The sequence below is a fragment of the Dyella sp. KRB-257 genome, assembly GCF_049445995.1.
In the GTDB taxonomy this organism is placed as follows: domain Bacteria; phylum Pseudomonadota; class Gammaproteobacteria; order Xanthomonadales; family Rhodanobacteraceae; genus Dyella_A.
This window is the reverse complement of sequence record NZ_JBMSDZ010000009.1, coordinates 1-13,877: the sequence shown is the minus strand read 5'-3', so window position 1 is coordinate 13,877 and position 13,877 is coordinate 1. Positions and strand designations below refer to the sequence as shown.

9 protein-coding genes and 1 tRNA gene are annotated in these 13,877 nt (G+C 67.7%); 7 read left to right on the top strand and 3 right to left on the bottom strand.

All coding sequences use genetic code 11. From position 1 onward, the window contains the following. Positions 1 to 244: 244 nt before the first annotated feature. The gene (locus ACO2Q2_RS08955; protein ID WP_423255423.1) at positions 245 to 1,423 is read left to right on the top strand and encodes an efflux RND transporter periplasmic adaptor subunit; all 1,179 of its coding nucleotides are present in this window, start codon (positions 245 to 247) and stop codon (positions 1,421 to 1,423) included. Between the two features lie 12 nt (positions 1,424 to 1,435). Beyond that, on the top strand, positions 1,436 to 4,699 hold the full coding sequence (locus tag ACO2Q2_RS08950; RefSeq protein ID WP_423255422.1) for a multidrug efflux RND transporter permease subunit: 3,264 nt from the start codon (positions 1,436 to 1,438) through the stop codon (positions 4,697 to 4,699). Between the two features lie 136 nt (positions 4,700 to 4,835). Here ACO2Q2_RS08950 and ACO2Q2_RS08945 read toward each other — a convergent pair whose 3' ends face one another. Further along, positions 4,836 to 5,996, bottom strand: a complete 1,161-nt coding sequence (locus ACO2Q2_RS08945) for an acyl-CoA dehydrogenase family protein (RefSeq protein WP_423255421.1) — start codon at positions 5,994 to 5,996, stop codon at positions 4,836 to 4,838. Between the two features lie 241 nt (positions 5,997 to 6,237). Between ACO2Q2_RS08945 and ACO2Q2_RS08940 the strand changes: the two genes are divergently transcribed. From ACO2Q2_RS08940 to metH, 3 genes are all read left to right on the top strand, one after another. Next, positions 6,238 to 7,188 (top strand): ArsR/SmtB family transcription factor, encoded by a 951-nt coding sequence (locus ACO2Q2_RS08940; protein WP_423255420.1) that lies wholly within the window; start codon positions 6,238 to 6,240, stop codon positions 7,186 to 7,188. Then, complete coding sequence (locus tag ACO2Q2_RS08935) at positions 7,185 to 8,264, top strand: homocysteine S-methyltransferase family protein (protein WP_423255419.1); 1,080 nt, start codon at positions 7,185 to 7,187, stop codon at positions 8,262 to 8,264. Before ACO2Q2_RS08940 ends, ACO2Q2_RS08935 begins: the two co-directional genes overlap by 4 nt. Before the next feature lie 235 nt (positions 8,265 to 8,499). Continuing rightward, the gene (metH, locus tag ACO2Q2_RS08930) at positions 8,500 to 11,253 is read left to right on the top strand and encodes a methionine synthase (RefSeq protein ID WP_423255418.1); all 2,754 of its coding nucleotides are present in this window, start codon (positions 8,500 to 8,502) and stop codon (positions 11,251 to 11,253) included. Between the two features lie 10 nt (positions 11,254 to 11,263). Here the strand turns inward: metH and ACO2Q2_RS08925 are convergent, their stop codons facing one another. Next, complete coding sequence (locus tag ACO2Q2_RS08925) at positions 11,264 to 11,608, bottom strand: lipid-A-disaccharide synthase N-terminal domain-containing protein (protein ID WP_423255417.1); 345 nt, start codon at positions 11,606 to 11,608, stop codon at positions 11,264 to 11,266. 141 nt (positions 11,609 to 11,749) lie between these two features. On the opposite strand from ACO2Q2_RS08925, the gene ACO2Q2_RS08920 reads away from it, so the two are divergent. Further along, positions 11,750 to 11,824 (top strand) — tRNA-Val (locus ACO2Q2_RS08920). Between the two features lie 208 nt (positions 11,825 to 12,032). Here the strand turns inward: ACO2Q2_RS08920 and ACO2Q2_RS08915 are convergent. Continuing rightward, positions 12,033 to 12,788 carry an EAL domain-containing protein gene (locus tag ACO2Q2_RS08915; protein WP_423255416.1) on the bottom strand — a complete coding sequence of 252 codons (756 nt, stop codon included), beginning with the start codon at positions 12,786 to 12,788 and terminating at the stop codon, positions 12,033 to 12,035. A 130-nt stretch (positions 12,789 to 12,918) separates the two neighbouring features. On the opposite strand from ACO2Q2_RS08915, the gene ACO2Q2_RS08910 reads away from it, so the two are divergent. Beyond that, a complete protein-coding gene (locus ACO2Q2_RS08910) occupies positions 12,919 to 13,563 on the top strand; it encodes a DUF2238 domain-containing protein (protein WP_423255415.1) in 645 nt (214 codons plus the stop codon). The last annotated feature ends 314 nt before the right edge of the window (positions 13,564 to 13,877 follow it).

Sequence of the window (13,877 nt, the reverse complement as noted above, 5' to 3'; positions counted from 1 at the left end):
GCAAGTGCGGAAAGCCACGGCAGATATGGCCATGCCAGCGAGACAAATTGTAAACTGATGAGTATAATCTGGCGTTTGATGCTTCCGGCGAAGCGCGCAGGTGCCCCTCATGCGCCAGGCGACGGTCTTCCCGAAGTGAAATCCGCACGGCCACTCGAATGCCGGCAACCTGCCACGCGGTCGCCGGCGAACGATGTTGCGGCACCGGACTCCCCTTCCCGATAAAAGCGAGCATGGAGTTTTCATGAGCCCCTCTTCACTGCGCACACCCTTGTTGTGCCTGAGTCTGCTGGCATTGGCTGCATGCGGAGGCAAGGACAAGAACCAGCAGCAACAGCCGCCCCCGCCGACCGTCGGCGTGCTCACCGCGATGCCCGCCACGGCGCCGCTGACCAAGGACCTGGTGGGCCGGTTGTCGCCCTACCGCAGTGCCGATATCCGCGCCCGGGTCTCGGGCATCCTGCTCAAGCGCACGTACGAGGAAGGCTCGGACGTCAAGCAGGGGCAGTTGCTGTTCCAGATCGACCCGGCCCCGCTGCAGGCCGCCGTGAATGCCGCGCAGGCCACACTGGCGCAGGCACAGGCCAGCTATACCAACGCCCGGGTCAACGCACAGCGTGCCCGTGAGCTGGCGCCGAAGGGCTACGTCTCCCAGGCCGACCTCGACAACGCGCTGGCCACCGAACGCAGCGCCGCCGCCGCGGTACAGCAGGCGCGCGCCAACCTGCAGTCGGCGCAGATCAACCTGGGTTACGCCCAGGTGCGTTCGCCGATCGACGGCCGCGCCGGCCAGCAGCAGGTGACCGAGGGCGCCCTGGTCGGCCAGGGCGCGGCGACCCTGCTCACCACGGTGGACCAGATCGATCCGCTCTACGTCAATTTCACCCTCGGCGCGGCCGAGCTCGCGCAGCTGCGCGCGGCGCAGACCCGGGGCGACGTGACGCTGGCCGGCAACGACCAGACCAAGGTGCGGTTGACGCTGCCCGACGGCAGCACCTACCCGCAACCCGGCACGGTGGACTTCTCCTCGACCTCGGTCGACCCGGCTACCGGCGCGGTGCGGCTGCGCGCACGCGTTCCGAACCCGCAGCACGTGCTGCTGCCGGGCATGTACGTGACCATGGCCGCCCTCCTGGGCCAGCACCACAACGTGTTCCTGGTGCCCGCACAGGCCATGCTGCGCGATACCCGGGGCGCGTACGTCTACACCGTCGGCGCCGACGGCAAGGTCGCGCGCCGCGATGTGACCGCCAGCGAGACGGACAACGGCGACTGGATCGTCACCGGCGGCCTGAAAGCCAACGAACAGGTGGTCGTCTCCGGCGTGCAGAAGGTCAAGGATGGTGCGCCCGCCAAGCCCACGCCGTGGAAGCCCAACGCCCAGACGCCGGCCCATGGGCCGACCGCGTCCGGCGCGCAGTGACGGAGCGACGACATGCCTAGTTTCTTCATCGACCGTCCGGTCTTCGCCTGGGTGGTCGCCATCCTGATCACGCTGGGCGGCGTGCTCGCGCTGCTCAACCTCGGGGTGGAGTCCTACCCGAACGTGGCGCCGCCGCAGGTGACGGTGACGGCCAGCTATCCCGGCGCCAACGCCACCACCGCCGAGCAGGGGGTGACGCAGGTGATCGAGCAGCAGTTGACCGGCATCGACCATCTGCTGTACTTCAGCTCGCAGTCCAGCTCCAACGGCCGCGTGCAGATCACGCTCACCTTCGAGACCGGCACCAACCCGGACATTGCCCAGGTGCAGGTGCAAAACAAGGTCGCGCTGGCCACGCCGCGCCTGCCTACCGAGGTGACCCAGCAGGGCGTGACGGTGGCCAAGGCCAGCGCCGGCTTCCTCGGTCTGATCGCGCTGCAATCGGACAACCCCTCGATCGACCGCAGCCGGCTGAACGACATCGTGGCCTCGCAGGTGCTGGACCAGATCTCGCGCATCTCCGGCGTCGGCAGTACACAGCAGTTCGGCTCCGAATACTCGATGCGCATCTGGCTCGATCCGCGCAAGATGCAGGGCTACGGCTTGTCCGCCACGCAGGTGCTGTCGGCGATCCGGGCGCAGAACGCCCAGTTCGCGGCCGGTTCCGTGGGTGCCGACCCGGCCCCCCCCGGTCTGAGCTTCACCGCCACGGTCTCGGCCGAGGGGCGGTTCACCTCGCCGGACCAGTTCGAGAACATCATCCTGCGCGCCAACAGCGACGGCACCACGGTCACGCTGAAGGATATCGGCCGTGTGTCGTTCGGCCCGATCAACTACGGCTTCGACACCGAGTGGAACGGCAAGCCGACCGGCGCCTTCGGCATCCAGCTGCTGCCCGGGGCGAATGCGCTAGACGTGATGCAGGCCGTGCGCGGCAAGATGGACGACCTGGCGCGCTCCTTCCCGCCGGGCGTGAGCTGGTTCATACCCTACGACAGCACCACCTTCGTGAATGTCTCGATCAACGAGGTGGTCCACACCCTGGTCGAGGCAATCATCCTGGTGTTCCTGGTGATGCTGCTGTTCCTGCAGAACATCCGCGCCACCATCATCCCCACCCTGGTGATTCCGGTGGCCCTGCTGGGCACCTTCCTGGGCATGCTGCCGCTCGGCTTCACCATCAACCAGCTGACCCTGTTCGGCATGGTGCTGGCGATCGGCATCGTGGTGGACGACGCGATCGTGGTGATCGAGAACGTCGAACGCATCATGACCGAGGAAAACCTGCCGCCGAAGGAAGCCACGCGCAAGGCAATGGGCCAGATCACCGGCGCGGTGGTCGCCATCACCGTGGTGCTGGCGGCGGTGTTCGTGCCATCGGCGCTTCAGCCGGGCGCCTCCGGCATGATCTACAAGCAGTTCGCGCTGACCATCGCGCTGTCGATGGGCTTCTCGGCGTTCCTGGCGCTGTCGTTCACGCCGGCGCTGTGCGCCACCATCCTCAAGCCCACGCACGAGGGACACCGCGATTTCTTCGTGTTCCGCTGGTTCAACCGGTTGTTCGAGCGGGTCACGCACACCTATACCGGCCACATCGGCGGCGCGGTGAGACATGCGCCGCGCTGGATGATCGTGTTCGTCGCGCTGACGGTATTGGCCGGCTTTCTGTTCACCCGCCTGCCGACCAGCTTCCTGCCCGAGGAGGACCAGGGCTATGCGCTGGGCATCGTGCAGCTGCCGCCCGGCGCGACGCTGCAGCGCACCAAGGCCGTGATGGGTGAAATGCGCGACGTGCTCGACCGCGATCCGGCCGTCGACGGCGTATTCCAGATCACCGGCTTCAGCTTCCTGGGCCTGGGCGAGAACGTCGGCATGAACTTCATCCGGCTCAAGCCCTGGGGCGAGCGCGGCTGGCGCGACGATCAGCAGGCGCAGAAGGCCGCCTACGAGAAGCGGGTGCAGGCGGGCCAGGCGGAAAAGGTCGATCCGGGCGTGACCGCCGAAAAATTCATCCTGCGCGCCAACAAGGCCATGGCCGCCATCCACGATGCGCAAATTTTCGTGGTGAACCTGCCTACCGTGCAGGGCCTGGGCCAGTTCGGCGGCTTCGACATGTTCCTGCAGGACCGTGCCGGCGCTGGTCGTGACGCGCTCACCCAGGCACGCAACATCCTGCTCGCCAAGGCCAGTCAGGACCCCAAGCTGATGGCGGTGCGCCCGAACACGCTGGAGGAGGCGCCGCAATTGCAACTCTCGGTCGACCGTACCCAGGCCGAGTCGATGGGCCTGTCGGTCAGCGACATCTACAATGCGGTCAGCCTGATGCTGGCGCCGGTCTACGTGAACGACTTCTTCTATGGCGGCCGCGTCAAGCGCGTGACGATGCAGGCCGACGCGCCGTTCCGCACCGGCCCGGAATCGCTGGGCCAGTTCTATACGCCCAGCACGCAGACCAACGCGGACGGCACGCCGCAGATGATCCCGCTGACCACGGTGGTGCATTCGAAGTGGCAGGTCGCCTCGCCCTCGCTGAACCGCTACAACGGCTACGCGGCGGTGGAGATCGTCGGCTCGCCGGCGCCAGGCCTGGCCTCCGGCCAGGCCATGCAGGAGATGGAAGGCATCGTCAACAACGATCTGCCCAAGGGCTTCGGCTTCGACTGGAGCGGCATGTCCTATCAGGAAATCCTGTCGGGCAACGCGGCCACGCTGCTGATGGTGCTGTCTGTCGTCGTCGTGTTCCTGTGCCTGGCCGCCCTGTACGAGAGCTGGTCGATCCCGGTGTCGGTGTTGCTGGTGGTGCCGCTGGGCATGCTCGGTGCGGTGGTGTTCTCCCTGCTGCGTGGATTGCCCAACGACATCTTCTTCAAGATCGGCCTGATCACGGTGATCGGCCTGGCGGCCAAGAACGCCATCCTGATCGTGGAGTTCGCCGTCGAGCAGCAGGCCGCCGGCCGCTCGCTGCGCGAAGGCGTGGTGGAGGCCGCGCGCCTGCGACTGCGTCCCATCCTGATGACCTCGCTGGCGTTCATCCTGGGCGTGCTGCCGCTGGCCATCTCCACCGGCGCCGGCGCCAACTCGCGCCACGCCATCGGCACCGGCGTGATCGGCGGCATGCTGTTCGCCACTTTCCTCGGTCTGCTGCTGATTCCGGTGTTCTACGTGGTGGTGCGCCGCCTGCTCGGCGACAAGCTCGACGGGCCGGACGACGGCAAGCCGGCGCAAGGTCATGGCGGCATGCAACCGTTCGACTCCGATCCGCGGCGAGGAGCGTGAAATAAAAAAGCCCCGGCTCGCGCCGGGGCTTTTTTTGTAGGAGCGCACCCTGTGCGCGAATGCCTTTGGCTTTGATGCCGATCAGGAGCAAAAGCATTCGCGCACAGGGTGCGCTCCTACCGGGATAGCCCGAATATCAGCGCAGGCCGATCTCCGCCCGCGCGATCACCAGGCGCTGGATCTCGCTGGTGCCCTCGTAGATCTCGGTGATCTTGGCATCGCGGAAGTAGCGCTCCAGCGGCAGCTCCTTGGAGTAGCCCATGCCGCCATGGATCTGCACCGCCTGGTGGGTGATCCACATCGCCGCCTCCGAAGCCACCAGCTTGGCCACCGACGCCTCGGTGTTGAAGCGCCCGCCGTTCTTCTCCGCCTCCATCCTGGTCCACGCCGCGCGCAGCGTGAGCAGCATGGCCGCGTCGAGCTTGCATTTCATGTCGGCAATCTTGGCCTGGGTCATCTGGAAGGTGCCGATCGGATGGCCGAACGCCTTGCGGTCGCGCGACCACTGCAGCGTGGCCTCGTAGGCGGCGCGCGCGATGCCCACCGCCTGCGAGGCGATGCCGATGCGCCCGGCGTCGAGCACGCCCATGGCGATGGAGAAACCCTTGCCGATCTCGCCGAGCACATCGTCCTTCGCGCAGACGTATTCGTTGAGCTCGATCTCACAGGTGGCCGACGCACGGATGCCGAGCTTGGGTTCGGTCTTGCCGGCGTGGAAACCCGGCTTCTGCGTGTCGATGATGAAGGCCGACACGCCCTTGGCGCCGATGCCCGGCGTGGTGATGGCGAACAGCACGATGTAGCGCGCCACCGGACCGGAGGTGATCCAGCTCTTCTTGCCGTTGATCACCCAGTCGCCGTTGTCGTTCCTGGTGGCGCGGGTATGCATGGCCGAGGCGTCGGAGCCGGACTGCGGCTCGGTCAGCGCGTAGGCGCCGATCGCCTCGCCCTGGGCGATGGCGCGCACGTACTTCTGCTTCTGCTCCTCGGTGCCGTGCTTGAGGATGCCGTTGCAGAACAGCGAGTTGTTGACCGACATGATGGTCGAGGTGGCCGCATCGGCCGCGGCGATCTCGATCATCGCCAGCACGTAGGCGATGGTGTCCATGCCCGCACCGCCGTATTCCTCCGGCACCTCAATGCCCATCAGCCCGAGCCGGCCCATCTCGCGGATATTCTCCAGCGGGAACTCGCCCCTGGCGTCCAACTCGGCAGCCACCGGCACGATTCGCCGCGAAGCGAAATCGCGCGCGATCGACTGGATCGACTGCTGGTCTTCGGTAAAACGGAAATCCATGAACTACTCCGGTGCGATGGCCTAGCCCGCCATTTTAACGTGGCGGCCCGCGATGCCTTGTGCGACTGCAGCAGCGCAGCTTCAGACAACCTGCGGATACGGCGGCGCACGAGCCCGCGACGCCACCCTGCGACAACGCACCCCGACGCCCTCGCATGTCAACCCTGCATGTCAACCCTTGACGGCCCCGCGATGCAGGCCTAGCCTTGCTTATCTTTATATCGCGATAAAAGGATGACGCATGGATCTGGCAACCGCCTCCAGCGTGCTCCGGCTGCTTGCCGACCCCACCCGCGTGCGCCTGCTGGCCGTGCTGGAGGGCGAGGAACTGACCGTGGCCGAGCTCGCCTCCGTGCTGCACCTGGCCCAGCCGCGGGTATCCACGCACCTGGCCAAGCTGAAGGAGGCCAACCTCGTGCGCGACCGCCGCGCCGGCGTCTCGGCCTACTACCGCGCCAACACCGAGGGCGACGAGCACCAGCATCTGCTGCTGAAGTCACTGCGCGAGAGCATCGACGACGCCCTCCTGCGCGAGGACGCCGCACGCATCCCCGGCGTGCTGGCGCAGCGCGCCCGCGAGGCGGGCTGGGCCGACACCGTGGCTGGCGACATGGAGCGGCACTACTCGCCGGGCCGCACCTGGGAAACGCTGGCCCGCTCGCTGCTGCAGCTGCTGGAAACCGGCGACGTGCTGGACATCGCCTCCGGCGACGGCATCACCGCCGAGCTGCTGGCGCCCCACGCGCGCTCGATCGTCTGCGTCGATTCCAGCGAACGCGTGGTCGAGGCCGCGGCGCGGCGCCTGCAGGCGTTCGGCAACGTCGAGGTGCGCCAGGGCGACATGCAGGCACTGGATCTGGGCGAACGCCGCTTCGACCTGGTGCTGATGCTGCACGCGCTGACCTACGCCGCCGAACCGGCCGTGGCCGTGGCCGAAGCCGCCCGCGTGCTGCGTCCCGGTGGACGCCTGCTGGCGGTCACGCTGGGCGAGCACGACCACCGCGCCGCAGTGGAACCGTTCGACCACATCAACCTCGGCTTTTCGCTCAGGCAGCTCGGCGGCTTTGCCGTCGCCGCGGGGCTGGACGTGGTCAGCGCCAACCGCCTCAGCCGCGAGCGCAAGGCGCCGCATTTCGAAGTCATCAGCCTGCTGGCGCGCAAGCCGCAGGCCATTCCGGAGCAAGCCCCATGACCACCCTGCCCTGGCTCCATCCCGGGCGCGTCGCCAAACTGCAGGCCGCGCTGCGCGAGCGCATCCTGATCCTCGACGGCGGCATGGGCACCATGCTGCAAGGTCACCAGCTCGATGAAGATGCGTTCCGCGGCGAGCGCTTCTCCGGCGGTCACGACAGCGCCCACGCGCACAGTCACCCCGGCGCCTGCGATCTGAAGGGCAACAACGACCTGCTCACGCTGACCCAGCCGGAGATCATCCGCGGCGTGCACACGGCCTATCTGCAGGCCGGCGCGGATCTGGTGGAAACCAATACCTTCAACTCCACCCGCATCAGCCAGGCCGACTACCGCCTCGAACACCTCGCCTGCGAGCTGAACCGCGCCGGCGCCGCACTGGCGCGCGCCGCCTGCGATGCAATGGAGGCGCAGACGCCGGACCGGCCACGCTTCGTGATCGGCGTGCTCGGCCCCACCAGCCGCACCGCCTCGCTGTCGCCGGACGTCAACGACCCGGGCTTCCGCAACGTGAGCTTCGAGGAACTGGCGGCCAACTACACCGAGTCGGCCGGGGGCCTGATCGACGGCGGCGCCGACCTGATCATGGTCGAGACCATCTTCGACACGCTCAACGCCAAGGCCGCGCTGTTCGCGCTGGCCGAGTTGTTCCGCGAGCGCGGCGGACGGCTGCCGGTGATGATCTCCGGCACCATCACCGACCGCTCCGGCCGCACGCTCTCGGGACAGACCGCCGAGGCGTTCTACTACTCCGTGCAGCACGCGCGACCGCTGTCGGTGGGGCTGAACTGCGCGCTCGGGGCGGCCGATCTGCGCCCGCACATCCAGACCCTGGCGCGCGTCGCCGACGGCTACGTCAGCACCCACCCCAACGCCGGCCTGCCCAATGCGTTCGGCGAATACGACGAATCGCCCGAGCAGATGGCCAGCGTGATCCGCGGCTTCGCCAGGGACGGCCTGCTCAACCTGGTTGGCGGCTGCTGCGGCACCACCCCGGCGCACATCCACGCGATTGCCGAGGCGGTGAAGGACTGCGCGCCGCGGGCGCTGCCGTCGCTGGACGAGGCTGCGGCGTGAGTGGCCAGTCGCGCCGACGCTTGAGCCTTGCCTCGCGTGGGGCTGCGGGAGCAATGCACCGAGACAACGCGCGCTTTAGCCCTCTCCTCCGAGCTCCGCTCGGGGGAGAGGGTTGGGTGAGGGGGAAGCTTTTGGCTTTCCCCTCCACCCAGGCATCAGGGCGCCCCCTCACCCCAGCCCTCTCCCCCGGCTACGCCAGGGGAGAGGGAGCATCTACTGTCGGCCTTCTTATTCGATGAATACTCCCCGCTACACCCGCCTGTCCGGTCTCGAGCCGCTGGTCCTCACCCCGGACCTGCTGTTCGTCAACATCGGCGAGCGCACCAACGTCACCGGCTCGGCGCAGTTCCGCAAGCTGATCAAGGAGGATCGCTACGGCGAGGCGATCGAGGTCGCGCGCCAGCAGGTGGAGAACGGCGCGCAGATCATCGACGTCAACATGGACGAGGGCCTGATCGACTCCGAGGCGGCGATGACGCGCTTCCTCAACCTGATCGCCGCCGAGCCCGACATCGCCCGCGTGCCGGTGATGGTCGACTCGTCCAAGTGGAGCGTGATCGAAGCCGGTTTGCGCTGCCTGCAGGGCAAGGGCATCGTCAACTCGATCTCGATGAAGGAGGGCGAAGCGGCCTTTCTCGACCAGGCGCGCAAGGTGCAGCAGTACGGCGCCGCCGCGGTGGTGATGGCGTTCGACGAGGCCGGCCAGGCCGACACCTGCGCGCGCAAGGTGGAAATCTGCTCGCGTGCCTACGCGCTGTTGACGGAGAAGCTCGACTTTCCGCCCGAGGACATCATCTTCGACCCGAACATCTTCGCCATCGCCACCGGCATCGATGAGCACAACAACTACGCGGTCGACTTCATCGAGGCGACCCGCAAACTGAAGCGTCGCTTCCCGCTCAGCCACGTCTCCGGCGGCGTGTCCAACGTGTCGTTCTCGTTCCGCGGCAACAACACCGTGCGCGAGGCGATCCACTCGGTGTTCCTGTTCCACGCGATCCGCGCCGGCATGGACATGGGCATCGTCAACGCCGGCGCGCTGATGATCTACGACGACATCCCCGACGAGCTGCGCGAGCGCGTCGAGGACGTGGTGCTCAACCGCCGCCCCGACGCCACCGAGCGATTGCTGGAGATCGCCGAGCGCTTCAAGGGCAAGAAGGGCGAGGCGGTGGTCGAGACGCTGGCCTGGCGCGAGAAACCCGTGCGCGAGCGGCTGAGCCACGCGCTGGTGCACGGCATCGACCAGTTCGTGGTGGAGGACACCGAGGAAGCGCGCCAGCTTTCGACCCGCCCGCTGGACGTGATCGAAGGCCCGCTGATGGACGGCATGAACGTGGTCGGCGACCTGTTCGGCGCCGGCAAGATGTTCCTGCCGCAGGTGGTCAAATCCGCCCGCGTGATGAAGAAGGCGGTCGCCCACCTCATCCCCTACATCGAGGAAGAGAAGCTGCGCACCGGCGACGCCGGCAGGAACAACGGCACCATCGTCATGGCCACGGTGAAGGGCGACGTGCACGACATCGGCAAGAACATCGTCGGCGTGGTGCTCCGCTGCAACAACTTCGAGGTGATCGACCTGGGCGTGATGGTGCCCGCGCAGAAGATCCTCGACGCCGCGCGCGAGCACCACGCCGACATCATCGGCCTGTCCGGGCTGATCACGCCGTCGCTGGAGGAAATGAGCCAGGTCGCGCGCGAGATGCAGCGCCAGGAGTTCCACATCCCGCTGCTGATCGGCGGCGCCACCACCTCGCGCGCGCACACCGCGCTGAAGATCGATCCGCACTACAAGGCGCCCACCGTGTGGGTGAAGGACGCCTCGCGCGCGGTCGGCGTGGCGCAGTCGCTGCTGAGCAAGGAGCTGGTGGACGCCTTCATGGACAAGGTGCGCGCCGAGTACGCCGATGTGCGCGAACGCCACCGCAACCGCGGCCCGGGCAAGCAGCTGGTGTCGCTGGAGAAGGCGCGCGGCCAGCGCTTCAGCTGCGACTGGGCGGCCTACCAGCCCGCCCAGCCGAAGCAGCCCGGCCTGCACGTGTTCGACGATTACGACCTGGCCGAACTGCGCGGCTATATCGACTGGACGCCGTTCTTCAACGCCTGGGAACTGGCCGGCCGCTACCCGGCCATCCTCACCGACGAGACCGTCGGCGCCCAGGCCAGCGAGCTGTTCGCCGATGCGCAGAACATGCTCGACACGCTGATCGCCGAGAAGTGGCTGACCGCCCGCGGCGTGATCGGCTTCTGGCCGGCGGCCAGCGTGGGCGACGACATCGAACTGCTCCCCTCTCCCCCCGGGAGAGGGGCCGGGGGTGAGGGTACGGGCCTGGTGCAGCCCTCTGCTCCAGACCCAAGGGGAGAGGGGGGTATGGTCCTGCACCACCTGCGCCAGCAGGTCGACAAGCCGGCCGAACGCCCCGACTTCTGCCTGAGCGACTTCATCGCGCCGAAGTCCGCCGGCAAGCCCGACTGGATCGGCGGCTTCGCGGTCACCGCGGGCATCGGCATCGAGGAGCACGTGGCGCGCTTCGAGGCCGGGCACGACGACTACTCGGCGATCCTGCTCAAGGCGCTGGCCGACCGGTTGGCGGAAGCCTTCGCCGAACGCATGCACGAACGCGTGCGGCGCGAGTTCTGGGGCTATGCGCCCGACGAATCCCTGGAGAATGATGCGCTGATCGCGGAAACCTACCGCGGCATCCGCCCGGCGCCAGGCTATCCCGCCTGCCCCGACCACACCGAGAAAACCGCGCTGTTCGCCCTGCTCGACGCCCCGGCGAACGCCGGCATCACGCTCACCGAGGGCTTCTCGATGTACCCGGCGGCAGCCGTCTCCGGCTGGTACTTCGCGCATCCGGACAGCCAGTATTTCGTGGTCGGCCGGATCACCCGCGAGCAGGTCGACGACTACGCCAGGCGCAAGGGCTGGACCCGCCAGGAAGCCGAGCGCTGGCTGGCGCCGATCCTGGACTACGACCCCGACTGACCGGGCGGGGTCACACCTCGCTCCCGCCGCCCCCCCGGCGGCGCTTCACGTCGCGCATGTGCACCACCAGGTTGTAGATCGAGACGAACGCCGGGAAGAAGTTCGACAGGATGCCCACCGAGTCGTTCTTGCCCACGATGAAGTAGGCCAGCAGCAGCGCGCTGCCGCACACCGACAGCCACCAGAACGCCAGCGGCATCACCACGCGCTTGAGCTTGCGCGTGTAGTACATCTGCACGAACCAGCGGCTGGTGAACATCAGCGAGCCGAGCAGGCCGACCACCTTCCACGGAGTCAGCTCGAAGCCCTGCAGGGCGGCGAGGATGTGGTGCAGTTCATGCTGGAGCAGGTCCATCGGGCGGGTCCGGGGTGGCAGGGGTGGAAAGCGTGCCAGTCTAGCAATCCGCCGCACGACACCCCACCCGCAGCCGGCGGAAAGCCGCCGGTTCACGGTTGACCGCCACACGGACACCCCGTATATTTGCGCGCTCCCGGCGGGCGGTTAGCTCAGCGGTAGAGCACTGCCTTCACACGGCAGGTGTCACAAGTTCGATCCTTGTACCGCCCACCACCGAATCGACGACAAGGGGCCCGGCATCGCCGGGCCCCTTGTCGTTCGGGTGCCGGCGCGCTGGTCCGACCGATCGCCACGACTGCCGTGGCAAGATGCCGGCGCAGCGCAGGCAGGAGCCGCTGCATCGCGCCGACGCGGCGATGTTCGGGTCAAGGCCGCAGGGAAAGCCTGCCTGGCGTCCTGAACCGCGTGGGCGGCCGGCCGCTCACGCGGCCACGGCGCGCCGACGCTCCTCCAGGGCGACCTGCTCGATCAGCAAGGCCTGGAACCGCTCGCGCGCGGCGCGGTAACCGGGATCGTGCGGCCCGGCCATGGCGGCGGCATGCATCGCCTGGTGCGCATCGTGCAACGGCGGCAGGCGGCGGTTGTCCACATAACGGCCGGCAGCGCAGGCCACTTCGGCATGCTGTCGCCAGTAGCCGTCGTCGTGCGGCAGCGCGTGCAGGTGTTCCTCCCACACCAGAGCGCCGGCCAGCGCTCCCAGCGCCGTCGCGGGAAGCGCGTCGGGCCAGTCGCTGTGGAACTCGCCCAGCCAGCCGGCCAGCGCCTCGGCCGACATCGGTCGGGCCAGCGCATAGCCCCACCCCATGTCCGCGCCGAGCAGCAGCGCGGCCTCGATCAGGCCGCGGGTTTCCAGGTCTTCCACCACCACCTCCAGATCGAGGTCGTGGCCCAGCCGGATCAGCTGGCGGATGAAGCGCAGCGTGCGCAGCGGGTCGTCCACTGCCTGCATCACGATGGCCTGGTCGATCTTGATGTCGATCTTGATGCGATCGAACGGCCACTGGCGCAGGCGGATCAGCGAGCTGCAGCCCGCACCGAGATCGTCCTCCACCAGCCGCACGCCGAGCGCCTTGGGCGCACGCATCCCGGCCATCGCGTCGGGGGCGTCGTGCTCCATGCCGAGCGGCGATTCGAGGATCTCGAACAGCAGCGACTCGGCTTCCGGACTTATCGACATCCCCTGGTGGCACTTGAACGAGCGTCCGGCATCCGGCCCTCGCTTGGCCCGGCATCATACGCCGGGTGCCTGTTCAGCGTGCCAGACTGCCACCAGATCCGGCGGGCGGCCGCCGGGCATCGGAGGACGCATGGATCGAGAGTACGAGGGCGCATCGGCACGCTTCGGGCTGACCCTGCTGGCGCTGTTCGCGCTCGCCGCGGTGGCGCTCGGCATCGCACCGCGCTATCGCCAGGACTGGGCGCTGGAGAACGCGATCGTGCTGGTGGCGGTACCGCTGCTGGTGTTCGGTTGGCGGCGCCTGCGCTTCTCGCGGGGCGCCTACCTGGCGCTGTTCGCGTTCCTGCTGCTGCACGAGATCGGCGCGCATTACACCTACTCCGAGGTGCCCTACGACGAGGCGTTCGCACGCCTCACCGGCCATTCGCTCAACGCCTTGCTGGGGCTGCACCGCAACCATTTCGATCGCGCAGTGCACTTTCTCTACGGCGCGCTGGTGACACCGATGGCGGTGGAGCTGTTCGCCCAACGCGCACCGCCCAGCGGCGTGTGGCGCTGGATCCTGCCGGTATGCTTCGTGATGTCCCACTCGGTGATCTACGAGCTGGTGGAGTGGCTCGCCGCGTTGCGCTTCGGCGGCGAGCTGGGCGCCGCCTACCTTGGCACCCAGGGCGACCCCTGGGACGCCCAACAGGACATGGCGCTGGCCGCGCTGGGCAGCGTTCTTTCCATGGGCCTGCTGGCGTGGCGCGGGAGACAGACGCACGCGGGTTGACCGTCATCAATGCCCCGGCAATACGCCGCTTAAGCTGGTTTCAGAGGCTGATAAAAATTCGACGCCGTAGCGAGAGCGCCGCCAGGCGTTCGTGACAAGGTGCATTGGGCGCCGCCGGCACGGGCGTTTGGCGGTGGTCGCAGCAGGCGGGTGATTTTTTCTCAGCACTCTCAGCCCCTGCGGTAGCCCCTACGTGTCAACGTATGACCCAACAGCTACCCTCGGTTTTTATCTATAACAAATGGGCTCCGCTGCTGGAGTACACCGATGACCACCAATTCACCCCTCGCCGCCGAGATCACGCCTGACCCGCG